This is a genomic window from Actinoallomurus sp. CA-150999, assembly GCF_050942425.1.
In the GTDB taxonomy this organism is placed as follows: Bacteria; Actinomycetota; Actinomycetes; order Streptosporangiales; family Streptosporangiaceae; genus Actinoallomurus.
Genome location: NZ_CP192063.1, coordinates 4,427,470 through 4,450,378, shown reverse-complemented (window position 1 = coordinate 4,450,378; position 22,909 = coordinate 4,427,470). Strand labels below are relative to the sequence as shown.

At 71.0% G+C, this 22,909-nt stretch carries 19 protein-coding genes; 10 read left to right on the top strand and 9 right to left on the bottom strand.

Annotated features, from left to right (window positions below; translation table 11 throughout):
- Positions 1-140: 140 nt before the first annotated feature.
- Positions 141-758 carry a DUF4126 domain-containing protein gene (locus ACQP2O_RS20780; protein WP_433187530.1) on the bottom strand — a complete coding sequence of 206 codons (618 nt, stop codon included), beginning with the start codon at positions 756-758 and terminating at the stop codon, positions 141-143.
- A 240-nt stretch (positions 759-998) separates the two neighbouring features.
- Between ACQP2O_RS20780 and ACQP2O_RS20775 the strand changes: the two genes are divergently transcribed.
- On the top strand, positions 999-2,036 hold the full coding sequence (locus ACQP2O_RS20775; RefSeq protein WP_433187527.1) for a LacI family DNA-binding transcriptional regulator: 1,038 nt from the start codon (positions 999-1,001) through the stop codon (positions 2,034-2,036).
- Between the two features lie 40 nt (positions 2,037-2,076).
- On the opposite strand, the gene ACQP2O_RS20770 is transcribed toward ACQP2O_RS20775, so the two are convergent.
- Positions 2,077-4,365, bottom strand: a complete 2,289-nt coding sequence (locus ACQP2O_RS20770) for a glycosyl hydrolase family 95 catalytic domain-containing protein (protein ID WP_433187525.1) — start codon at positions 4,363-4,365, stop codon at positions 2,077-2,079.
- A 410-nt stretch (positions 4,366-4,775) separates the two neighbouring features.
- On the opposite strand from ACQP2O_RS20770, the gene ACQP2O_RS20765 reads away from it, so the two are divergent.
- From ACQP2O_RS20765 to ACQP2O_RS20750, 4 genes are all read left to right on the top strand, one after another.
- On the top strand, positions 4,776-6,023 hold the full coding sequence (locus ACQP2O_RS20765) for an ABC transporter substrate-binding protein (RefSeq protein WP_433191092.1): 1,248 nt from the start codon (positions 4,776-4,778) through the stop codon (positions 6,021-6,023).
- Between the two features lie 13 nt (positions 6,024-6,036).
- A complete protein-coding gene (locus tag ACQP2O_RS20760; protein ID WP_433187522.1) occupies positions 6,037-6,969 on the top strand; it encodes a carbohydrate ABC transporter permease in 933 nt (310 codons plus the stop codon).
- A complete protein-coding gene (locus tag ACQP2O_RS20755; protein ID WP_433187520.1) occupies positions 6,966-7,784 on the top strand; it encodes a carbohydrate ABC transporter permease in 819 nt (272 codons plus the stop codon). The genes ACQP2O_RS20760 and ACQP2O_RS20755 overlap by 4 nt, the downstream gene beginning before the upstream one ends.
- A gap of 101 nt (positions 7,785-7,885) precedes the next feature.
- On the top strand, positions 7,886-10,213 hold the full coding sequence (locus tag ACQP2O_RS20750) for a beta-glucosidase family protein (protein WP_433187517.1): 2,328 nt from the start codon (positions 7,886-7,888) through the stop codon (positions 10,211-10,213).
- 31 nt (positions 10,214-10,244) lie between these two features.
- Here the strand turns inward: ACQP2O_RS20750 and ACQP2O_RS20745 are convergent, their stop codons facing one another.
- Positions 10,245-11,318: a maleylacetate reductase gene (locus tag ACQP2O_RS20745; RefSeq protein ID WP_433187514.1), complete on the bottom strand. Its 1,074-nt coding sequence runs from the start codon at positions 11,316-11,318 to the stop codon at positions 10,245-10,247.
- On the bottom strand, positions 11,315-12,370 hold the full coding sequence (locus ACQP2O_RS20740; protein WP_433187511.1) for a dioxygenase: 1,056 nt from the start codon (positions 12,368-12,370) through the stop codon (positions 11,315-11,317). The genes ACQP2O_RS20745 and ACQP2O_RS20740 overlap by 4 nt, the downstream gene beginning before the upstream one ends.
- Positions 12,371-12,479: 109 nt before the next feature.
- Here ACQP2O_RS20740 and ACQP2O_RS20735 point away from each other — a divergent pair, with 109 nt between their 5' ends.
- Both ACQP2O_RS20735 and ACQP2O_RS20730 read left to right on the top strand, forming a co-directional pair.
- A complete protein-coding gene (locus ACQP2O_RS20735) occupies positions 12,480-13,151 on the top strand; it encodes a TetR/AcrR family transcriptional regulator (RefSeq protein ID WP_433187508.1) in 672 nt (223 codons plus the stop codon).
- Positions 13,152-13,241: 90 nt separating this feature from the next.
- A complete protein-coding gene (locus ACQP2O_RS20730) occupies positions 13,242-15,947 on the top strand; it encodes a bifunctional 3-(3-hydroxy-phenyl)propionate/3-hydroxycinnamic acid hydroxylase (RefSeq protein ID WP_433187505.1) in 2,706 nt (901 codons plus the stop codon).
- Positions 15,948-15,987: 40 nt separating this feature from the next.
- On the opposite strand, the gene ACQP2O_RS20725 is transcribed toward ACQP2O_RS20730, so the two are convergent.
- On the bottom strand, positions 15,988-16,746 hold the full coding sequence (locus tag ACQP2O_RS20725) for a dienelactone hydrolase family protein (protein WP_433187502.1): 759 nt from the start codon (positions 16,744-16,746) through the stop codon (positions 15,988-15,990).
- 8 nt (positions 16,747-16,754) lie between these two features.
- Positions 16,755-17,507, bottom strand: coding sequence for an NADPH-dependent F420 reductase (locus tag ACQP2O_RS20720; RefSeq protein ID WP_433187499.1), 753 nt, complete (start codon positions 17,505-17,507; stop codon positions 16,755-16,757).
- A 112-nt stretch (positions 17,508-17,619) separates the two neighbouring features.
- On the opposite strand from ACQP2O_RS20720, the gene ACQP2O_RS20715 reads away from it, so the two are divergent.
- Positions 17,620-18,213 carry a TetR/AcrR family transcriptional regulator gene (locus ACQP2O_RS20715; protein WP_433187496.1) on the top strand — a complete coding sequence of 198 codons (594 nt, stop codon included), beginning with the start codon at positions 17,620-17,622 and terminating at the stop codon, positions 18,211-18,213.
- 61 nt (positions 18,214-18,274) lie between these two features.
- Here the strand turns inward: ACQP2O_RS20715 and ACQP2O_RS20710 are convergent, their stop codons facing one another.
- From ACQP2O_RS20710 to ACQP2O_RS20700, 3 genes are all read right to left on the bottom strand, one after another.
- Complete coding sequence (locus ACQP2O_RS20710) at positions 18,275-18,583, bottom strand: WhiB family transcriptional regulator (RefSeq protein WP_433191090.1); 309 nt, start codon at positions 18,581-18,583, stop codon at positions 18,275-18,277.
- A 38-nt stretch (positions 18,584-18,621) separates the two neighbouring features.
- Complete coding sequence (locus ACQP2O_RS20705) at positions 18,622-18,999, bottom strand: STAS domain-containing protein (RefSeq protein ID WP_433187493.1); 378 nt, start codon at positions 18,997-18,999, stop codon at positions 18,622-18,624.
- 191 nt (positions 19,000-19,190) lie between these two features.
- Complete coding sequence (locus tag ACQP2O_RS20700) at positions 19,191-22,013, bottom strand: ATP-binding protein (protein ID WP_433187490.1); 2,823 nt, start codon at positions 22,011-22,013, stop codon at positions 19,191-19,193.
- Positions 22,014-22,214: 201 nt separating this feature from the next.
- Between ACQP2O_RS20700 and ACQP2O_RS20695 the strand changes: the two genes are divergently transcribed.
- Together ACQP2O_RS20695 and ACQP2O_RS20690 are read left to right on the top strand one after the other, a co-directional pair.
- Positions 22,215-22,379 carry a hypothetical protein gene (locus tag ACQP2O_RS20695; RefSeq protein WP_433187487.1) on the top strand — a complete coding sequence of 55 codons (165 nt, stop codon included), beginning with the start codon at positions 22,215-22,217 and terminating at the stop codon, positions 22,377-22,379.
- Positions 22,376-22,894: a hypothetical protein gene (locus ACQP2O_RS20690; protein ID WP_433187484.1), complete on the top strand. Its 519-nt coding sequence runs from the start codon at positions 22,376-22,378 to the stop codon at positions 22,892-22,894. The genes ACQP2O_RS20695 and ACQP2O_RS20690 overlap by 4 nt, the downstream gene beginning before the upstream one ends.
- The last annotated feature ends 15 nt before the right edge of the window (positions 22,895-22,909 follow it).

Here is a 22,909-nt window from a genome sequence, read left to right as displayed (position 1 = left end):
TGTTCGCCCAGCCCGGCGACGCAGGCACCGGCCACGACCTTCGGCGTGATCAGGGGTTGATCACGCCGAAGGTCGTGCGCCGGCGGGCGCGGCCTGTGTCGCACGCCGCCCGCCTCCCGGCCGACGGCGGTCCTCATGGATCAGCTGTCGCCGGCTCCACTGGGCGTTTCACTCATCGGCTTCGCCGACTTACGCCGCTTGCGAATCCTTCGTGTCAACCGCCATCCGATCAGGACGAGCACGATCAGGAACAGGATGACGAGCGCTGGGATCAGGAGCGCGACGAGGCTCATCACCAGTGACATCGCGTCTTCCGCAGCACTCACGAAGGGCGTTCCGAGGCCGACCGTGCCGACGTTGACGACGGGACGCACGCCGGCCTTGGTGACGTGCACGCACAGCGCGACGACGATGCCCAGCGCCCAGCCCACCCAGGGGTGGTCGGTCATCCATCCGGAGTGGTCGATCCGCGCGGCCGCGTCCGAGGCGGCGAAGACGGCACCGCCGGCCGCCGGCCGTACGAATGTCTGTATCGCGTCGTTGACATGATCGACGACGGCGACCTTGTCGAGAACGACTTCCACCGCGAGCAGGACCGCCACGGCCGTGAGCGCCCATCCGTTGCCCATCCACGCGAACTGGTGCGGCAGCGCGATCACGTCGGTGAAGCGGGCGAGCAGGCCGACCACCAGGATCGGGATATAGGCGTTCAGACCGGCTGATGCGGACAGGCCGAGCCCGGTCAATGTCGCGAACATGCCAGGTAAGACGTCCTCGACGTGAAGGAAGGTTCCTCCGGGAGCCGCCGTCCTGTGAGGCTCGCGGCGACCCGGGGTCGTAGCTGCCGCCGCTCGTCGGACTGACGAGGAGAAACGCCCGGTGACCCCGGCTATGCTGCGGCGTAACCGCAAGCCCCGACCTGTCCGCACAACCGGGGCGACCCCCGGAGGTCGCCGCACCAGAAGCGCACTGGGATCGGCGAGTAGGTCAGGTGTCGAGTGACAGCTCAGAGTAAGGCGCGCCGCGATGCGCAGTACGGTCTGTTGACCAGCATCGCCGACGAGGCGGGTGTGTCGCTCAGCACGGTGTCCAAGGTCGTGCACCGGCGTCGCGACGTCGGTGCGGCGACGCGTACCCGTGTCGAGGAGCTGCTCGCGCGGCATGGCTACGTACGGCCCTGGGAGCGGGATCCCGCCGTTCCGCGTCAGATCGTCGCCGTGTTCCGCGACCTGTTCAGCGCCTACACGCTGGAGGTCGCCCGCGGGATCGTGGACGCGGCGGGCGACTTCGGCGTCGACGTGGTGACCGGCACGACGAGCCGGCGTTCGATCTCTCAGTGGCTCGAGGAGTGTGTCACGCTCGGCGCGGCGGGACTGATCATCGTGATCTCGATGCTGACCGAGGAGGATCAGCGCCGCATCGTCGAACGGCGGCTTCCGGTGGTGCTGATCGATCCGCTCAGCGCACCGTCACCGGACATCCCGAGCGTCGGTGTGACGAACTGGAACGGCGCCAGGGACGCGGTGCAGCATCTCCTGCAGCTCGGGCACACCCGGATCGGCATGGTCGCAGGGCGATCGCACTCGATGGCCGGCGCCGCACGGCTGCACGGCTACCGGGCCGCACTCGCGGAGGCCGGGATCGCCTACGACCCCGCGATCGTCCGCTCGACCGACTTCGACTTCGAGGACTCACTGGCCGCCAGCCTGCAGATCCTCCGTTCGGACGCGCCGCCCACGGCGCTCTTCGCGGCCAGCGACGCGCAGGCGCTCGGGGTCCTGGAAGCGGCCCGCCAGCAGGGCCTCAGTGTTCCGCGCGATCTGGCGGTCATGTCCTTCGACGACACTCTGGTGGCTTCCATGGCCTGCCCGCCGCTGAGCGCGGTGCGCCAGCCGTTCGACAAGCTGGGCCACGAGGCGACACGCGTGCTCATGCAGCTGGCCGAAGGCCGGCCACCGGCGTCCCCCCGGATCGAGCTGGCGACGGAGCTCGTGCTGCGCAGCTCGACGTCCTCGCCCAGAGCCGGCGCCGGGTAGCGAACCCTTCGGCGCATCCGGCAGCGTCCGCGAGGGCGTGTCAATTCGACGGGGATCCGGGTGTCAGCCGGACGGTGACGGTGACGGGGGTGTGTGGCGGGAGGTCGACGCGTTTCCTCCGGTCGGCGCCCTCCCGGGCGTCGCGGCACACGAGCGTGATGGACCGTTCCTGGGCGGAGGTGAGGACGGCGCTCACCGTTCCCGCCCGCAGGTCCCATCGGAGCTCTTCGAGGGTCACGCGGGCGCGGGTGGTGATGCCCCGCAGGCTGCCGCTGCGCCACTCCGGGGGCAGGGCCGGCAGCAGTTCCACGATCCCCGGGCGGCTGTCCACCAGCATCTCGACGACGACGGCGGGCAGGCAGTGCGCGGCGTCGGCGTTGTAGATCTCCAGGTCGGGATTGTGGGACGTCATCAGCGACCGGAAGACCATGTTCCGGCCGAGGATCTTCAGCAGGTTCGCGCGGGCCGCGTCGCCGTCCTTCAGCCGCGCGGCGCACAGGGCGCGATGCAGGCTGCCGTGCGCGGAGAGGTTCTCGTCGCCGCGCCGCAGCAGGGCGGTGCGGGCCGCCGCGGCCAGGTCGGGAGTGTCGTCCGGGGTGATGTCGTGCAGCGGCCACACCGGGTAGAGGTGGCTGACGTGCCGGTGGTCGTCGGCGGTCTCCAGCCCCGGCCACACCCACTCGGCGAGCGCCCCATGGTCGTCGACGCGGTAGGGCGGCAGCCGGACGGCGAGAGCGCGCCAGCGGCCGGCCGCGGCCTGCTCGATGCCCAGGTACGAGCAGACGTCGGCGGCGGTGATCAGCGCGTGCCGGGCCGCCGCGACGTCCATGGTGGCGTTCACTCCGGCCACTCCCCTCGCGCCTCGCGGGCCGACCTCCGGCGAGTAGGACGGGACGATCACGATGTGTCCGTCGTCGTCCGCACGGGTCAGGACGTCCTCGAAGAAGACGGCGGCCTCGATGAGCCACGGGGCGAGCGTGCCGGCGAGGAAGGCGTCGTCGCCGGTCAGCTGCCAGTACTCGTGCAGCGGGAACAGCAGCCAGTCCGCGCCGGCGAGCCACATCTGCCACGGCCACTCGTCGTCGAGGTGGAACAGCAGCCCGTGCTCCCCGTCGGTCCGGCTCGGCGCGAGCACCCCCCGGGCGCCGTAGATCGCACGGGCGTTGGCACGCCAGTCCCCGATCTGGCCGGCGATCAGCGCGGCGTAGCCGGCGATGAGCTCGGGCATCCCGGTGCTCACCGCCCCCGCCATCTGCAGGTTGAGGTTCGCGTCGGTCGTGTGGTCGCCGGACCAGGCGGCGCCCCAGGCCCCCAGCCACAGTCCGGTGAGCCGTGGCGGGAGCACGCCGCAGGAGCTCAGCAGCAGGTACCGGCCGGAGTGGAACATCGCCTCGACCAGCGCGGGGTCCAGCCGGCCGGCGGCGGCTCGTGCGAGGAGCTCTCCCACGGGGAGCCGGCGGTCGTTCTCGGGTACCCCGAGGTCGAGCCCGGCGCGGGCGTAGAGCTCGCCGTGGACGGCGACGTGGCGAGCGAGCAGCCGGTCGTAGTCGGCGGGCAGCTCGGCCAGAATCTCCTCCAGCGCCCCGGCCCGGGGCAGGGGCGCCGACCGGTCCATCCGCGTCAGCAGCACCACGCGCGACGCCCCGTGGACGGCGGCCACGTCACCGTCGACCGTGACCTGGCCGCCGGTGGCCACGAGCCGGGTCACGCCGAGGTATCCCGCCGCACCAGGCCCGGCGGGATACGTCCCCAGGACGGCGAGCGACGCCTCGCCGCTCCCGGTGACCCGTGCGGACGTCGTGACGGTGACCTCCGGCGGGTGGCCGGGCACCTCGCCGGAGAGCCGTACCGTCAGGTCGAGCCGGGGCCCGGCGATCTCGACGACCGCGACGGCGTCGGGGCGTGACACGAAGGCACGGCGTACCCGGTCGCCGTCTTCGTCGGACCAGGTGACCCGCACCTCCCCCGTCGTGAAGTCGGTGGCCCGGCGGTAGTGATCCGCTCGGCCGGCCGGAACGGCGGAGTCCACGTGGAGCACGTGGCCGGGGTGGAACGCCTGCGTCCAGGCCAGCGGCCTGCCGTCGGAGAACTCCCGCTGCGCCTGCTCGCGTTCCCCGGCCAGGATCAGGTCGCGGACGTGCTCGAGCCGCTCGGCGACGGCCGGTGGGCGCATCTCGCGGGACCCGTTGGGAAGCACGTAGCGGTGGTGGTCGTGAACGATCCGCTCCCGGTGCGGGTGGCCGTACACCATGATCCCGTACTCGCCGTTGCCGGACAGGAACGCGTCCTCCCAGCGACCGGCCGGCTCGATGTCATGAATGCCGTGCACCGGTCTTCCTCCGTTCCTCACGCACCTGGCGACCCGGCTCGGGCCGTTCGTACGGAGACCGGAGCGTATCGGAGTCCTCTGCCACCGGCCCGAAAGCATTTCGCGCCGTGGGGAGGGCGCGCGGGGCGGCAGTGGTCAGGCCCCGAAAGTCTTTCGAAGGTCACGGCTCTCGTTTCTTGTCGCCGTCACATCGCCCCAGCTAGCGTGCCCGGTACCCGCCAGGCATCAAGGAGCGCGTTACGCAAGGGTTGCGGAAACGTTCCTGATCGCCCGGCCTCTCGATCCGTCCCCTCGGCGCCAAGGGGGCTCAAGCCACCTGTCAGGTACGGCCACTGTCGTGGCCACCTTGCCGAGTCGAAAGGCACCAGATGAGGAACCGCAGATCTCGAAAATGGGCAGTCGCCACGTTGGTGACAAGCGCCGCGCTGGTCATGGGTGTGGCCGGCTGCGGGTCGGCCGGCGGTTCGGCGAGCACCGCCGGCGGCAGCGTTAAGTTCTGGACGCTGCAGGATCCGACCAACACGGTGCAGCAGGCCGCGGTGGACTCGTTCAACGGCGCCGGCCATGGCAAGGTCACCATGTCCGTGATCGCCACCGACGGCTACAAGGACAAGCTGCGGACGGCGATGGGTTCCTCGCAGATGCCCGGGATGTTCTTCAACTGGGGCGGCGGCAGCCTCAACGACTACGTGCGCGCCGGCAAGCTGGTGCAACTCGATCCGAGCCTGGAGTCGCACTTCCTCCCCTCCGCGCTGGAGGCCGGCAAGGTGGACGGCAAGCTGGTCGGGATCCCGTGCCGGGGCACCCAGCCGGTGTTCCTGTTCTACAACAAGAAGGTCTTCACCGACGCGGGCGTGCAGCCGCCGAAGACCTGGAGTGACCTGACGAACCTCGTCCAGGTGTTCAAGGGCAAGGGCGTCACCCCCTTCGCGGTCGCCGGCAACGGCACCGACTCATGGGGCGAGCTGATGTGGATCGAGTACCTCGTCGATCGCCTCGCCGGTCCCGACGTGTTCAAGAAGATCGAGGCCGGCGACTGGTCGCAGTGGAAGGACCCCGCGGTGCTCAAGACCGCGCAGATGGTCAAGCAACTCGTCGACGGCGGCGCGTTCGGCACGAAATTCGGCTCCGTCGGCTACGGCGCGGGCGGCACCTCGACGCTGCTGGCCAAGGGCAAGGCGGCGATGGTCCTGATGGGCTCGTGGGAGTACGCCACCCAGCAGAGTACGGATCCGACGTTCGCCAAGCAGGGCCTGGGATACGTGCCGTTCCCGACCGTCGAGGGAGGCAAGGGCGACCCCGCCGACGTGGTCGGGAACCCCACCAACTACATCTCGGTGACCACCGCCGCCACTCGGCAGACCGCGAAGGACTTCCTGCCGACCACCTACAGCGACAGCTATGTCCAGGGGCTCGTCCAGAAGGGCGAAGTGCCCGTCACGGTGAACGCCGGGCAGATGCTGGCCAAGGCGCCCGATCCCGCGTACGCCCGGTTCCAGTACGACCTCGTGCGGAAGGCGCCGTACTTCACCCAGTCCTGGGATCAGGCGCTCGGCCTGACCCTGGGCACCCCGTTGATCACCGAGATCCAGAAGCTCTTCAACGGACAGGACACGCCGGAGCGGTTCGTCAGCGCGGTTCTCGCCCTGAAGAAGTAGGAAGGCAGATCAAATGGTCTCCATCACGGGCTCACGGCTCGTGCGGGACCGCGAGGCACGCCGGTCCGCTCCCGCACTGGAGCGGCCCGGCGTGGCCTGGGCGGTCCCCGGGCTGGTGTTCTTCGGTATCTTCGCCGTCGCGCCGATGATCGGCGTCGTCTACCTGTCCCTCACCCGCTGGGACGGCCTCAGCGCGCCGCGGTTCACCGGGCTGCACAACTGGTGGCGATTCCTCGGCGACGGTCAGATCCTCCAGTCGACCCTGGTCACAGCGGTCCTGCTGGTCGGCAACATCCTGCTCCAGGCACCGATCAGCATCCTGCTGGGCGTCTGGTCGGCCGGCTACCAGCGGAACCGCGCCGTATTGTCGACCATCTTCTTCCTGCCGCTACTGCTGTCCACGGCGGCCACCGCCATCATGTGGCGGCAACTGCTCGACCCGAACTTCGGTATCCCGGCAAAGCTCAGCGGTCTCCTCGGAGGCGACGCCGATCTGCTGGGCGGTCAGAAGGGCGCGATCGCCTGCCTGATCGTCGTCACCAGCTGGCAGTTCATCCCGTTTCACACGCTGATCTACCAGGGCGCCGCCCGCGCCATCCCGCTCACGCTGTACCAGGCGGCCGCGATCGACGGCGCGGGGAGGGTGCGGCAGTTCTTCCACATCACCCTTCCGCAGTTGCGCAACAGCGTCATCACCTCGACCACCTTCATGGTGGTCGGCGGTCTCACGGCGTTCGACATCGTCCTGCTGCTGACCAACGGGGGTCCGGGCACCGACACGTCGATCCTGCCGTTCGCGATGTACCAGACCGCGTTCCGTACCTATGACTACGGATACGCCAGTGTCATCGCGAGCTTCCTGCTGCTGCTCGCCACGGGCGCCTCTCTCCTCCTCGTGAAGATCAGCGGGTACGACAAGATGACGAGCACGATGGAGGGCCTGTGAGAAAGCGCCCCAACGTCGTCGCGGGCTTCGCGGCGTTCGCCTGGCTCTTGATCATCGGTGTTCCGCTGTACGCGCTGGTGAACACGGCGATCCAGCCGGAGTCGAAGTACACCGACGGCGGGCCCGTCTCGATTCCCTCCACGGTGACCCTCGACAACTTCCGCACCGTGGTGCACAGCGGCTTCCTGCACTATGTCTGGAACACCGTCCTCGTCGCAGGGCTCACGGTCGCCATCGTGCTTCTCCTCGGTATACCCATCGGCTACACCGTCGTCCGGGGAGACGGCTGGCTGACCAGAGGGGTGTTCCGGCTGTTCCTCCTGGGCCTGGCGATCCCCTCCCAGGCGGTCCTCATCCCGCTGTTCCTGCTCATCAACCGGCTCGGCCTCTACGACAGCCTCTGGGGGATCGCCCTGCCCACCGCGGCGTTCGCGCTGCCGGTGAGCGTGCTGGTCCTCAGCGGCGGGATGCGCGACATCTCCGCCTCGCTCTTCGAGGCCATGGCCCTGGACGGCGCCCGCCCGGCCCGGATCCTGGTCAAACTGGTCATCCCGCTGTCGCGCTCCAGCATCACGACGACGTGCGTCTTCACGGCGTTGCAGGCGTGGAACGGCTTCCTGTTCCCCCTGGTCATGACCCAGTCGAACGACACGAAGCTGGTTCCCCTCGGCCTGTACAACTTCGTCTCGCAGTACGGAGCCGACGTCCCGGCCCTGCTGGCCGCCGTACTGATGTCCGCCGTCCCGATCCTCATCGTCTACCTCTTCGCCCGGCGTGCCCTCGTGATGGGGCTGATGGGCACCGGCGGAAAGTGACAGAGAGGGCGACCGTCCAAGGCGCCCGCCGATCGGCTCGGTCCGGCCACTCCTCGCTCAACAGCGCCGTCCGTGGCGCCTGGAAAGAAACAGATCACACCGTGACGATCAGCAACGAGCGCCGGGCGACCGGCCGCTGGAACGACCCCGCCCTTCCCGCCTCCGTCCGCGCGCGGGCCCTGCTGGACGCCATGACGGACGCCGAGAAGGTGCGGCAGCTCGGCAGTTCCTGGCCGGGTCACGACGCCGTCGGCGACGTGGCGCCGATGCAGGAGACCTTCCGTGACGCCGAGACGTTCGACGAGGCCGTCGTCGGCGGGCTCGGGCACCTGACCCGGGTGTTCGGGACGGCCCCGATCGACCCGGAGGCCGGCCGCGAGCGCCTGGCGGCCGCACAGGCGCGGGTGGTGTCGGCGAACCGCTTCGGAATCCCCGCCATCGCCCACGAGGAGTGCCTGACCGGGTTCACCACCTGGCAGGCCACGGTGTATCCGACGCCGCTGGCCTTGGCGGCCACCTGGGATCCCGGGCTCGTCCACCGGATGGCTGCGGCCATCGGGTCGGACATGGCGGCCGTCGGCGTCCATCAGGGTCTGGCGCCCGTCCTGGACGTGGTGCGCGACTACCGCTGGGGCCGGGTGGAGGAGACCCTCGGCGAGGATCCCTACCTCGTCTCGGAACTGGGACTGGCCTATGTACGGGGCCTGCAGTCGGCCGGTGTGGTCGCGACGGTGAAGCACTTCGCGGGCTACTCCACCTCGCGGGCGGCGCGCAACCACGCCCCGGCGGTCCTCGGTCCACGCGAGTTCGCCGACGTCATCCTCGTGCCCTTCGAGAAGGCGGTGGTCGCCGGCCGCGTCGGCTCGGTGATGAACGCCTACAACGACGTCGACGGCGTACCCTGCGGAGCGGACGAGACACTGCTCACGGACCTGCTGCGGGACTCATGGGGGTTCGAGGGCACGGTGGTCTCCGACTACTGGTCGATCGCGTTCCTCGCCACCCTGCACCGCGTCGCCGCCGACGTCCCGAGCGCGGCGCACGCCGCGCTGCGCGCCGGTATCGACGTGGAGCTCCCCCACCGGTCCGGTTACGGGGAGCCCCTGCTGGCGATGGTGCGGGACGGTCGCGTCGCTCCCGAGTTGCTCGACCGGGCGGTGCTGCGCGTCCTGACGCAGAAGGCCGAGCTGGGACTGCTCGACCCCGGATGGGATCCCGGGCGGTACACCGCTCCCCCGGATCTGGACTCGCCCCGCAACCGCGACATCGCCCGCCGCCTGGCCGAGGAGTCCATCGTGCTGCTCGACAACGGCTCGGACGTCCTGCCGCTCGCCGGTCAGCCGTCCATCGCCGTCATCGGCCCGGTGGCCGACGAGGCCAGATGCCTGTTCGGCTGCTACTCCTTCCCCAACCACGTCCTCCCCCACCACCCCGAGCTCCCGCTCGGCGTCGAGGCTCCGACGGTGCTCGACGCCGTCCGGCGGGAGTTCCCCGGCTCCGCGGTGCACCACGAGATCGGCTGCCCGATCACCGGCGACGACAGGAGCGGGATCGGCGCGGCCGTGGTTGCTGCGGCGGCGGCCGACCTGACGATCCTCGTCGTCGGCGACCGTTCGGGGATGTTCGGACACGGGACCTCGGGCGAAGGATGCGACGTCCCCGACCTGAACCTCCCCGGAGTCCAGGACGACCTGGCAGAGGCCGTGCTGGGCGCGGCACGGCAGGCCGTCCTCATCGTCGTCTCCGGCCGCCCGTACGCGATCGGCCGGCATGCCCGGGCGGCGGACGCGACGCTCCAGGCGTTCTTCCCGGGACAGGAGGGCGCGGCGGCGATCGCCGGCGTCCTGTCCGGACGGATCAACCCGTCCGGACGGCTACCGGTCCAGATCCCGGGCGACACGGCCGCCCAGCCGGGCACCTACCTCGCACCTCCGCTGGCGCTGAGGAGCGACGGGGTGAGCAACATCGATCCCACCCCCGCCTTCCCGTTCGGGCACGGGACGTCCTACAGCTCCTTCCGGATCCAGGACGTGCGCGCCGACGAGGACGTCGTCGCCGTCGACGGGCTGATCACGGTACGGGCGACGGTGACCAATACGGGCGACCGGGCCGGGACCCACGTCCCGCAGCTCTACCTCACCGACCCGGTCGCATCGGTCACCCGCCCCGTCCGGCAACTGATCGGATTCACCCGGGTCGACCTCGCCCCCGGGCAGACCCGTACGGTACGGTTCACGGTCCACGCGGACATGACCGGCTTCACCGGGAGAGACCTGCGCAGGCGCGTCGAACCCGGCCACATCATTCTCACCATCGCGCGGTCGGCCGGCGATCCCGGCTCATCGGTCCAGGTGACACTGATCGGGGACGCACGTGTCGTCGACCACACCCGGACCATGAGCGTGCCCGGCGATGTGCTCCCGGACTGACCCGTCGACCTGTCGTCGTCACTGATCGGCGTCAGCCGCTCGGAGGCTCACCGGCCCATGCGGCGTGCAAGAGGCCGCTCAGACCGTCCGCGGTGACGTCGACCGGGTTGGCGTACGGATTGGCGAGCACCTCGTCGACGATCCGGGGGATGTCGGTCTCGGCCATTCCCAGCCGGCGCAGCGACCGCGGGGCCCCGAGCTCACCGGCGAGTTCCCAGAAGCGGCGCGCCGGGTCCGGGGTGCCGCCGAGCGCGCGGCGCAGCGCGGCCACGGCCTGTGGTGCGCCGGGCTGGTTGTAGGCGAGAGCGTGTGGGAGGACGACCGTGTGAGTGGCGGCGTGGGGCAGGCCCAGAGTCCCGCCGAGGCTGTGGCACAGCTTGTGATGGAGCGACATCGTCGTGGCGCCGAGGCAGGCACCGCTCAGCCAGGCTCCGTACAGGGCCTGCTCCCGGGCTTCGAGGTCGCCGTTGTCGCGCACGAGGGCGGGCAGCGCGCCGGTGAGGGCTCGGACGCCTTCCTCGGCCATCAGCGAGATGATCGGGCTGGTGTCGGGCGCGTAGAGGGCTTCCACGGCGTGCGCGGCGGCGTTGATCCCGCTGGTCACCGAGAGGTCGGTGGGCAGGGTGAGGGTGAGTTCGGGGTCGTAGAGCACGCTGACCGGCAGGACGCGCGGGTCCCGGCCGGTGCGTTTGCGTCCGCCCTCGGTCAGCCCCCAGATGGGCGTCATCTCCGAGCCGGCGTAGGTGGTGGGGACGGCGAGGACCGGCAGGCCGTGGGCCAGGGCGACCGCCTTGCCCAGGCCGATCGCCGAGCCGCCGCCGACGGCGACGCAGCAGTCGGCCCCGAGGGCGCGGGCTCGGTCCCGGGCGAGGTCGGCGACCTCCAGGGGGACGTGCATGCGCGCCTCGGCCAGGACACCCGCCGAACGACGTCCGAGCGCGTCGGCGATCGTCCGGCCGGTGGACTCCTGCTCGGGGCCGCAGAGGACCAGCGCCCGCTCGTATCCCAGGCGCTCGATCTCCTGGGGCAGCGACGTCACGGCTCCGACGCCGAAGACCACCCGCATCGGCAGGGCCTGGTACGTGAACGGCTGAAGGGCGGTCACGGCCGCGCCCGCTCTCCTGGTTCGTCGTCCGCGAGTGGCCCGTCGGCCGCCGGTTCGCCGACCGCCGGTTCGCCGACCGCCGGTTCGCCGACCGCCGGTTCGCCGACCGCCGGTTCGCCGACCGCCGGTTCGTCGGCCGCTGGTTCGTCGGCCGCGGGCTCCTCGGGACGAAGCACCACGTCGAAGTGGACGGTACGGAACGGGTTGGGCAGGCCGGCCTCGGCCGCGCGGGCGGGGTCGTCGACCGCAGGGAACTCTCGTACGAGGCTGTCCTTGACGCCGAAGACCGCGTCCGAGTCGATGTAGGGCGTGTCCGCGACGAACAGGTGGGTGACCAGAGGCCGGAAGCCGGTGGCCCGGACGTCGAAGTGCACATGCGCGGGCCGGTTCGGGTGCCGCCCGGTCGCCTCGAGGAGCCGGCCGACGGGCCCGTCGGTCGGGATCGGGTAGTACCGCGGCACGATCGACCGGAATCGGAACCGCCCCTCGTCGTCGGTGGTGAACAGGCCGCGAAGGTTACGCTCGGGTTGCAGCTCCGGCTGCTGCACGTCGTAGAAACCGTCCGCGTTGGCCTGCCACACGTCCACGGCGGCACCGGCGACCGGAGTGCCGTCCGGTCCCCTGACCGTGCCGGTGACCAGGCACGGCTCACCCTTTCCGTCCAGGGCGATGTCGGCGCCGAGCTCGCGTGGCGGCGACTCGACCACGTGGAACGGCCCCTCCACGGTCGACTCCGTGGCCTCGCCCGCCCGGTTGTTCACGGTCTCCACCAGCATGGACACACCGAGGATGTCGGAGAGCAGGATGAACTCCTGCCGGACCGGCGTGCAGGTCGCGCCGACGTCGGTGAGGAAACCGATCGCCGCCGCCCACTCCTCGACCGTGGGCTCGACGTCCTTGACGAACGCGTGCAGGTGCCGCACGAGCGAGGTCATGATGTCGCGCAGGCGCGGATCCGAGGTGTCGGCGAAGGTCGCGGCCACGACCTCGGCGGAGAGCTCCTCGCTGAAGCGCGCCACGGATGCGGTCTTGGCGGAGGTGTCCGCTGCCATGGGATGGGCCCTTACGTGAGGTGCGGAGGGAGCGACTCCAGACGGAGAACGTGAACCATTATTCCCGTTACTCTCGTGAGACTGTCAACCTCATCGTTACACTTTTGCGGTGAGCAGCGACGCATCCCCGGTGCCGGTCGCCCATCAGGCGCGCAGCCGGGAGACCCAGAACCGCATCTTCGCCGCCGGCGTCCGCCTCCTTGAGGAGGGCGGACCGGAGGCGCTGACCGTCAGCACGGTCGCCGACGCCGCAGGGGTCTCGGTGGGCAGCGTGTACCGGCGATTCGGGGACAAGGAAGGACTGCTGCTGGCCATCCAGGCCCGGTTCACGGATGAATTGGCCGCGGAGTTCCTCCGGCGCCTGGTCGACCTCGACCTCTCGGCGGCCACGCCTCCCGCCGCGGTGATCGCCACGGCGGTCGAGGGCGCGACCGAGTCGTTGCACTCCCATGCCGCCCTGATGCGGGTGTTCATGCTGCTGGGCACCCACAACCCGGCGGTGTTCGAACACGGTTCGGCCGTCAGCGTCGGGGGCGGCCAGGTCTTTCGCGACATCGTCATGCTGGCGGCACCGGCGCTGCGGCATCACGCGGACGTCGAGGCGGCGATCGACTTCGCCTATCGGCTGATCTACGCGACCTGCGCCCACCGGATCATCCACGGCGAGCACCTGGAGTCACGCCGCCCCCTGCCGTGGCCCGAACTGGTCGACCAGTTGCGGCGAGCCGTGACGGCCTACCTGCTGGGCCCCACGGTGGAGCCGCCGGCCGACGATCGCTGAGCAGACCGCGTTGACAGGGCCCTAGTGTGAACCTAAGTTCACATCTAACGCGAACTTAGGTTTACATTGCTGGCATGAGAGGCGCGGAGCGTGGACAAGATCTTCGACGTCGCTATCGCGGGTTACGGCCCTACCGGCATGGTCGCGGCCTCCCTGCTCGGGCAGCTGGGCCATGAGGTCGTGGTGTGCGAGCGGTGGTCCTCGCTGTACGGGCTGCCCCGGGCGACGCACATCGATGACGGCACCGCGCGGGCGGTGCAGGCCGCGGGCGACGTGGACGAGGCGCTGCGCGACGCGTCGCCCACCACGTACAAATGGGTCAACGGCCGCGACGAGCAGCTGATGCAGAGCCCGGAGCCCGAGATCGGGCCGATGGGTTTCTACAACCAGATCTCGTTCTATCAGCCCGATGTGGAGGACGCGATCGACCACCGCGTCCGGACCCTGTCCAACGTCGAGGTCCGGCAGGGCCGGGCCGTCACCGGGCTGGCCGCCGATACCGAGGGCGTCGAGCTGACGCTCACGCCGTGGCGGGCCGCCGATGACGACGGCGCGGAGCAGCGGGTGCGCGCCCGCTACGTCATCGCCGCCGACGGGAGCAAGAGCGACATCCGGCGGATCCTGGGCATCGAGCGCGACGACTTCGGTTTCAACGAGCGGTGGCTCAACGTCGACGTCGAGTGGCTGCGCCGCGCGCCGGAGGAGTTCGCCATGGCCAAGCAGTACTGCGACCCGGCCCGTGGGCACATGTACATCAACATCGGCGAGCGCAGGCAGCGCTTCGAGTTCGCCCTGCTGGACGGCGAGTCTCAGGAGGAGTTCGAGCGGCCGGAGACCGCCTGGCGCCTGCTGGAGGACAAGCACGGGCTCGGGCCCGAGGACGTCCGGATCATGCGGCAGATCGTCTACACCTTCGAAGCACGCGAAGCCCGGCGCTGGCGCGAGGGCCGGGTCTTCCTCACCGGCGACGCCGCCCACACGATGCCCCCGTACGCGGGCCAGGGAGCGTGCTCCGGCATCCGCGACGCGGTCAACCTCAGCTGGAAGCTCGACCTCGTCCTGCGCGGGCTGGCCGACGACTCCCTCCTGGACACCTACGAGCAGGAGCGCCGGCCCCACACCAATGGCATCACGCAGGTGTCGTTGATGATGGGCGCGGTCGCCAACATGCACGACCCGGTGGCCGCCGCGGAACGCGACGAGATGTTCAAGAAGGGCGGTCCGCCGCCGCTCGAGCGCGGGCCCATGGTGACCGACGGCGTGCTCCATCACGGGCCGGACGGCACCGTCCAACGGCCCGTCGGCGACCTCGTCCCGCAGGGCCGCGTCACCGTCGGCGGTCTGACCGGGCGGTTCGACGACGTCGTCGGACGCGGATTCACTCTGGTCTGCGACACCGACGTCCCGAAGTCCTTGGCACCGGAGCGGCTGGCCTTCCTCGACCGACTCGGCTGTCGCGTCGTACGACTCGGCCTCGACGCGATCGACGAGGACGGCGTGCACACGGCGTACCTGCGCGACCTCGGCGCCGTCGCCTACCTCGCACGCCCGGACTTCGTGCTCTTCGGCACCGCGGCCGACGAGAAGGAGATCCCCGGACTCGTCGACGAACTGCGCACCGCCCTGGCCTGGTCCCCCACCCAGCCGGAACCCGCACCGCAGTCCCCCACCCGGCCGGAACCCGCACCGCAGTCTCCCGCCCAGCCGGAACCCGCACCGCGGTCCCCGGACCAGGCCGTCGCCGCCCTGCACCGGGCGATGCCCTACACCCGACTGGTCGACTGCGGCATGAACCCCGCCGACGCCCGCACACTGCTGGCCGACACGGCGAACGGCCGGTCCTGGATCGCGGTCGCCGAGGAGCTGGCCACCCGCCACAGCCGTGCGGCCGACACCTCGGGGCACCGCCTGACCGCGCTCCAGCACGCCCGGTGGGCCGTCGGTGCCGCGCTGTTCGCGCAGATGGCCGAAGAGGCCGACACGCCCCTCAAGAAGGACCTCTACCGCCGATACACACGGCTGGTCGGCGCGGTCGCCGAGCTCAGTGAACCGGCGATCGAGCGCGTCGAGGTGCCGTACCGCGACGGCCGGCTGGTCGGCTGGCTCTGCCTGCCGCCGTCCGGGACGGCCACCGCGACGGTCGTCCTGTGGGGCGGGCTGAGCGGCTGGGGCGCGAACTACCTCGGTGCCGCCGACGCCCTCACCGCACGTGGCCTGGCCTGCCTGCTGGCCGAGGGGCCCGGCCAGGGCGAACCGCGGCTGGAGCACCGGCTCTACATCGACGAGGACGCCGTGGACGGCTTCGCCCGGTTCCTCGACGCCGTCGCCGCCGACCCCAGGCTCGGCGACGCCATCGGTGTGCAGGGCAACAGCTTCGGCGGACTGTTCGCCGCGCACCTCGCGGCGCGCGACTCACGGGTCGGCGCCTGCGTGGTCAACTGCACACCCGCCGGAGCCCGCCCGGCGCAGCCGCCGACGGCACAGCCCGGGTCACCCGCCATCAAGCAGATGGCCGCCGCGATCGGCACCGACAGCGGCGAGCGGATGGCCGCCGTTCTGGGCGCGTTGCGGTTCGACCCGGCCCGTCATCGGATCGGCTGCCCCGTCCTGGCCCTGCACGGAGGGGCCGACCCGTTCGCCCCCGACCCCGCGGCCCTGGCCCCCTTCGCCCGGGCGGCCGGTCCCGGCGGCGAGCTGCGCACCTGGCCCGACGGCGAGCACACGCTCTACAACCACGCCGCCGAGCGCGACGCGCTGGTCGCCGACTGGTTCGCCGACCGCCTCGCACCGCACTAGCCCATGCCCGGGGCACCTTCGGCGATACCGCGCGTCGCGGTCAGAGCCTGCGGCCGAACAGGTCCAGCAGCGCCGTCCAGTGACGTTCCGTCGCCTCCGCGCTGTACATCGCGGTGTCGGCCTGGGTGAAGCCGTGACGCGCGCCGGCGTAGACCTCGCCGCGGTGGCGGACGCCCGCCGCGGTGAGGGCCGTGTCGAGGCGGTCGATCTGCTCGGCGGGGTTCGTGGCGTCCTGGTCGGCGTGGCCGAAGTACAGTTCGGCGGTGATGCGGTCGGCCAGCAGGTGGGGGCTGTCCGGGGCGTCGCTCGCGAGGTACGCGCCGTGGAAGCCGGCCGCGGCGGCGACCCGGTCGGGGTGAGTGCCCGCGGTGCGCAGGGCGAGGCCGGCGCCCATGCAGTAACCGGTGACGCCTGCGGGGCCGCCGGTGGTCAGCGGCGATGCGACCAGCCAGTCGAGGTAGGCGGTGGCGTCCCGCATGGCGCCTTCGGGGGTCAGTGTCCGCGCGGCCGGCTGCAGGCTCCCGATGATCTCCGGGCGCTCGGCCGGGTTGATGAACTCGGGCAGTTCCACCACGGGCGCCCGGCCGTGGCGATAGAAGACGTTGGGCACCAGGACGACGTATCCGGCCGCCGCGAGGCGGTCCGCCATGGCCTTCAGGTGCGGGCGGAGACCGAAGGCGTCCATGTAGAGCAGGACGGCGGGATGCGGAGCGCGCGTATCGGGGTGCGACAGGTAGGCGTCGGCGATTCCGTCGCGGGTCGGGATGTCGACGGACGCTCCGTGCACGGCAGTGGTCATGGCGGCGCTCAGTCCCGGGACAGGTTCGCGGCGGAGCCCGCGGGTCGCCGTACGGCCTGATCCGCCAGTTCCTTGACCTGGGCCGCGGACACCGGGACACCCGGTGTCTCAAAGAACCAGCGATGCGTCTCGTCCTGGCTCAGCCCCTCGGGCCGCTCGGCCAGGTAGGGCTGGACGTAGACCGGTGTGTCGGGCTCGCTGCGCCAGCTGTCGGCCAGGGTGCCGATGTCGACGGCGCCGTAACCGAGGACATCCAGCAGCCGGGCCACCTCCTCCTTGGCCGCCGGGTCGTCACCCGCGATCGGCAGGGCGCTGCGGTCGGCGGCGCCGGCGGGCCGGGCGCTGGTGGCCAGGCGACGGAAGTCGATGTTGTTGAACGCCTTGACCACCCGGGAGTCGGCCAGGTGCCGCTGGACCAGTTCGGTGGAGGTCGTCTCCCCCGCGTCCAGCGAGGCGAGGCGACCGTCGCGCTCCGGGTAGTAGTTCATGGTGTCGATCACGATCTTGCCGGCCAGGGCCTCGGCCGGCAGCCGCGCGTAGTTCTTGAGCGGAATGGTCGCGACCACCAGGTCGCCCGACCGGGCCGCCTCCTCCGGCGTGGCGGCACGGGCGCCGTCGCCGAGCCCGGCGACGAGTTCGGCGAGGGTCTCGGGGGCGCGGGAGTTGCTGACGACGACGTTCAGCCCGGAGGCCACCGCCAAGCCGGCGAGCGCGCTGCCGATCATGCCGCTGCCGATGAGTCCAAGAGTTCGAGTGGTCACGGTGTCCCGCCCTCAGTCGTGAAACTAAAATTCCCAGATGAAACTGAGTGTCAAGTTAGCCATCACGTATCAATCCTGCAAGTGGGGATCTCGCTGGAGCTACGATCGCCGTGTGAGCGCAGCAGGGCGTACGAACACCAGGGACATCGCGCGGGCCGCCGTACGGGCCGAACTGGGCCAGGTGGCCTTCGAGTTGTTCCGCCGCGAGGGCTTCGAGAAGGTGACCATCGACGACCTCGCCAAGGCCGCCGGGGTGTCCCGAAGCACCTTCCTCCGTTACTTCGGCACCAAGGAGGACGCGGTCCTCAGCACCTTCGACGCCAAGGGCGAGCGGGTCGCCGACGCCTTGCGCGCCCGCCCGGCCGAGGAGGACGACTGGACGGCGTTGCGGCGCGCCCTGGACACGGCCATCGAGCCCTACCACCAGGACCCGGACGACTCCCTGGCCATGACCCGCCTGGTCCGGGACACCCCGGCACTGTGCGCACGGCAACTGGAAAAGCAGCACGGCTGGCGCCCCGCCCTCGCTCGGGCCCTCGCCGAACGCGGCGGCTCCACCGAGCCCCCGGCACTCGGCGACTGGGTACGCGCGGCCGCCGCCCTGGACTGCCTCAACGCCGCCGTCGAACACTGGACCGACTCCGACGGCCGACTCGACCTCGTCACCCTCCTCGACGAGGCCTTCGCCGCACTCGCACCACGCTGACCTCGTCACCGGCCGGACCCGCTGCGGAGTTCGGCCGGCGCGTGCAGCGGTCCCGCAGCGCTCACCGAGCTGATAACGAGGTGAGACCGACCACAGCGTCGAGACCGGCTACGGCGCGGCGCGTGTGCCGGAGGGCGCGGCGCTCGTCCTCTGTGGTGCCTCCCCACACGCCCACGTCCCCGCCCGCCAGGGCCGATCCCAGGCAGGGGATGCGGACCGGACACCCCGCGCATACCCGTTTGGCCTGGCCGATCTGGGCCAGCGCCGGCCCGGAGCTCCCGATGGGGAAGAAGAGTTCCGTGTCCATACCGCGGCACGCCGCATGATCACGCCAGTCCGCCCTTATCCGGCCGGCCGGGAGTTCCGGCATGCCGGCGTGGCCGTCCATCGTCGCCGTCTGGAAGTGGTTCATTCTTCCGCCCAGTCGTGGTCTCTCGTCAGCAGGTGCTGGAGGCCCAGAATCGTGATGACTCGCCAGGCCCTTGCCGACGGACGGACCACCCGCATCCATCCACCCTCGAGTCGGGCCCTGCGCGCCGTCGCGAGGAGCACGCTGACACCTGAGCAGTCCAGGAACGTCACTCCCTGAAGATCCACGGAGATCGCCGATCCATGGCGCCGGATGGCCAGCAGCAGGGTCTCGCGCAGGCATGGAGCGGACACGATGTCGATCTCCCCGCTGATCACGGCGACCACCGGGACGCCCGGATGGATCGCCACGCGCAGATCGAGTGTGTCGATGGAGGCGGAGGCCGGCGGCCATGCCGGCGAGCGGGCCAGGTGCATTATCAGTCCCTCGTCGTGCAGGTGCTGTCGGACGCAGCCTCGCTCTCGCCGAGGGGTTCTGGCGTCTGTGGAAGTCCCCAGTGCGGATCCCCGGCCAGGGGCTCGCCGTCCCCGGTGACGTCCTGAGGCGGTGCGCGGTCCGGTCGCGCCAGGCGGCGCCCATGCACGGCTCGTACGACAGGCCCTAAGGACTACGGCGAGGACAGTGGCCGGTCCAACTCCCGCAGGGCGGCAGGGAGTTCGCGGCGGGAGGTCACGCCGAGCTTCGTGAACACCTTGTGCAGGTGATACTCGACGGTTCTAGGGCTGATGAAGAGCTGACTTGCGATCTCCGGGTTCGTCTGTCCCTCGGCGGCCAGCCGTACGATCTGGCTCTCCTGGGCGGTGAGAACGCCGCGGGTCTCACCCGTACGGTTGCGCACCATCTCTCCGGTCGCCAGCAGCTCGCCGCGGGCGCGCTCGGCGAACGCTTCGGCCCCGATGGCGCTGAACGTCCGGTAGGCGACGCGCAGGTGGTCGCGCCCGTCATGGCGCCGGTTCGCCCGGCGCAGCCACTCGCCGTAGAGCAGGTGGGCGCGGGCGAGATGGATGACGATCCCGCCGCGCTCAAGGCGCTCGATCGCTTCGTGGTAGAGCGACTCGGCGGTGTGGCCGTCGCTCAGCAGCGCCTTCGACCGCGCCAGGACGCCGAGGGCCCAGTCCGTGCCGCTGGCCAGGGTTCGTCCCTCGAGTTGCCGGAGAGCGGCCGCGGCCTCCTCGACGGCGCCGCTTCGCAAGCCGGCCTCGACGAGTTCGGCCAGTGACCAGTTGAAGTAACCCAGGTCGCCGTGCTCGCAGGCCTGGCGGGCGCCGGCGAGGGCTGCGGCGTAGCGGCCGAGACCGTTGTTCAGGACGGCGGTGGCGTACCCGGCCATGCCCAGGACCCTTCCCTCGCCCCGGGCCGTGGCGTCCTTGGTGGCCGCTTCGATCAGCCGCACCGCCGTGGACTTCTCGCCCCGCCAGGCGGCCAGGAAAAGCGCGGCGTACGGCATGGGGGCGTTGCCGGTCGCCGCGGTGATGGCGTCGGCCTCTTCGATGAGCATCGCGGCGGCGGCGAACTCTCCGGCATAGGTGTGAACGCCGGCGAGGTAGACGAGCAGCACGGGCAGGGCGGCGAGCGCGCCGACTTCGCGAGCCAGCCGGACGGAGCGGGTGGAGAGCTCGCGCCACCCCTGGTATTCCCACAGTTCGTGGACGGCCATCGACTGCGCCATCGGCGACAGCCGAAGCAGCTGCATGATGTCGTCCTTGGTGCGTGGATTCTCCTGCAGCAGCGCCTCCAGGGCGCGCTGGAGGATCGTCACACCCGCCCGGGTGCCTTCGCCGTGCGGAGCGTCCACCGTCTGATGTTCCAAATGGCGCGCCGCCATCCCGTCCAGGAGGAGGTCGCTCGGCCGTATCGATGGTGGCCCCGGCGGCGCCGTCCGAGCGGCTTCGGCCACCTCCCGGAGTCCGTGCCGGCCTGCGAACATCGCCGCGCCGAAGGCTTCGAGGTAGGTCTCCCGGGCCGACCCGTCATCGAGACCTTCGAACGCTTTGGCCGCCTCGAGGAGCAACGCCGGCGCGTCACTCCCGCGGCTGCGGGCGAAGGCGATCCGGGCCCGGAGACGTGCCGCCCGGGCCCGCTCCAGGTCACCCAACGGACCCAGCTCCGCTATGGAGAGCAGTTCGCCGGCGGTGTCGGGCGCGGCCGCCTCGTACTTGGCCTGCGCGGCGGCCAGCGCCCTCGCGGCGCGCCGGGCCGGATCCGGTGTCAGCTCCGTTGCCCGCTCAAGAAACGCAGCCGCCGCGGCGACGCCCCCTCGGTCCCGGGCGCGGTCCGCGGACCGTTCCAGGTCGTCGGCCACCGTCTCGTCCAGTCCCGTGGCCGCCTGGGCTCGATGCCACGCTCGACGATCGGGATCGGCGTCCGGATCTGTCACCTCCGCCAGTGCGCGATGTACTCGCCGTTGGTCATGCGCTGATGCCACCCGGTAGGCAGCGGCGCGCACGAGGGGATGACGAAAACGCACTTGGGCTCCGAACTCGATCAACCCCGAGGCCTTGGCCGGCAGCGCGGCATCGACGGAGACCCCGAGCCGCTCGGACGCGCGCCACAACAAGGCGGCGTCGCCGACCGGTTCGGCCGCCGCCGTCAGGAGCAGCCGCTGCGTCTCGGCGGGAAGCGACCGAAGTCGCCGGTGGAAGCTCTGTTCGATGCGATTCGCGAGCGGCTGGGTATCGGGAAGACCGAACCCACCGGCGAGCTCCGCCGCGGTCAGTCCGCGAGGCAACTCCAGCAGGGCGAGCGGGTTCCCTCGGGTCTCGGCGACGATCCTGTCCCGCACGAGTTCATCCAGCCGCCCGGGGACCGCCGACTCCAGCAGCGCGCGGGCGTCGGCGTCGCTCAAACCCATGACCACGAGCTCCGGGAGTCCCGCCAGCTCCCGGTCTTCGTTGGGTTCACGGATCGCGAAGACCATGGCGACCGATTCCGCCAAGAGGCGGCGCGCGACGAACGCGAGAACCTGCGCGGAAGCCTGGTCGAGCCACTGTGCGTCGTCGACCAGGCAGACGAGAGGCCGTTCCTCGGCCGCCGCGGAGAGCAGTCCGAGCACCGCGAGGCCGACCATGAAGCGATCCGGCGCCGCCCCGGCGCCCAGGCCGAATGCCGTGCTCAGCGCGTCCCGCTGCGGACCCGGCAGGCGCGCCAGGCTGCTCAGTACGGGTGCGCACAGTTGATGCAGGACGGCGAACGCCAGCTCCATCTCGGACTCGACACCGGCCGCCCGCACAACGCGACATTCCGATGCGCGCTCGTGCACGTGATCCAGCAGGACGGTCTTGCCGACTCCCGCCTCACCACACAGGACCAGCACCTGGCTCCGGCTCGCCCGTACCTCGGTCAGCAACCCGTCCAGCGCCGCCTGCTCGGTCCGTCGGCCACGCAATCCAGGTGCAGGATGACTATCGGACACCGGCCACCCCACGCCCACGGGGGCAGCGTAGCAGGCCGTTCCGTGCCCGACCTGCGGCAACTTCGGTACCACCGGGCACGACCCGGACGGCGCACCGCCTGAGGACATCGCCGGGGACGACGAGGACCGACTGGGGACCCGCGCTGGGGACTTCCACGGACGCAAGCACCCCTCAACGAGAGGGACCCTGCGTGGTGACCCACCCCGAACGGAGCCCCCATGACCGAGCACACGCTGGAGCCGGCGGCACAAGGGATCGCCGACACCACAACGAAGCCCCCGTTCCCGTACGAACTCGGCCCGGACGGCGCCCGGAAGGTGCTGGACGACGCCCAGGCCACGCCGATCGCCAAGCCGGCGCCGACCGGGTGGGCAGAGAGATGACTGCCGGGCCCGGCGCGCAATCCAGGGCGCACGCGGATGGCTTCTATCTCTGGCGTCCGCCGGATGACGCCACTGCGTCGGTGGCGGTGCGGTCACGATGGGGAAATCGGTACGAGGCGCCGGCGGCGGTTCGCTCGATCGTTGTGGACGTGTACCGTCAGGCGCAGCTCATCGTGCATGTCGCAGCCCCGGCGAACGCCCTGGTCGCCGACCGGCTGCCCGGCCGGTCGCTCCGGCTCCGTGTGCTCGACCTTCCCACTCCGCCGTTCCACGGCCGTTACCGCGTCCTGCTCAGCCTCGGTGAAGTGACGGACCTGGTCATGGCGCACGTTGCCCTGACCCCCCGTCCCGATCCCGCCGGGGACGGCATGCACGTGCTCATCACCGCGGCGGCGCCCGGCGCGGTGTTCGGCCTCTCCGATGCGCAGGCGGGCCGGCCGCCGAACGTGGTGAAACAGGGCACCCGCATGATTCACCTGCTGGTCGATGCGACCGCCGCACAGGTGATCCGCTGACCGTGCCCATACGGA

Excerpts from the sequence above, each read along its gene's own strand:
- ACQP2O_RS20710 (WP_433191090.1), bottom strand. The coding sequence starts at position 18,583 with ATGCCGGAACTCCCGGCCGGCCGGATAAGGGCGGACTGGCGTGATCAT.
- ACQP2O_RS20760 (WP_433187522.1), top strand. The coding sequence starts at position 6,037 with ATGGTCTCCATCACGGGCTCACGGCTCGTGCGGGACCGCGAGGCACGC.
- ACQP2O_RS20705 (WP_433187493.1), bottom strand. The coding sequence starts at position 18,999 with ATGCACCTGGCCCGCTCGCCGGCATGGCCGCCGGCCTCCGCCTCCATC.
- ACQP2O_RS20695 (WP_433187487.1), top strand. The coding sequence starts at position 22,215 with ATGACCGAGCACACGCTGGAGCCGGCGGCACAAGGGATCGCCGACACC.
- ACQP2O_RS20780 (WP_433187530.1), bottom strand. The coding sequence starts at position 758 with ATGTTCGCGACATTGACCGGGCTCGGCCTGTCCGCATCAGCCGGTCTG.
- ACQP2O_RS20740 (WP_433187511.1), bottom strand. The coding sequence starts at position 12,370 with ATGGCAGCGGACACCTCCGCCAAGACCGCATCCGTGGCGCGCTTCAGC.
- ACQP2O_RS20690 (WP_433187484.1), top strand. The coding sequence starts at position 22,376 with ATGACTGCCGGGCCCGGCGCGCAATCCAGGGCGCACGCGGATGGCTTC.
- ACQP2O_RS20725 (WP_433187502.1), bottom strand. The coding sequence starts at position 16,746 with ATGACCACTGCCGTGCACGGAGCGTCCGTCGACATCCCGACCCGCGAC.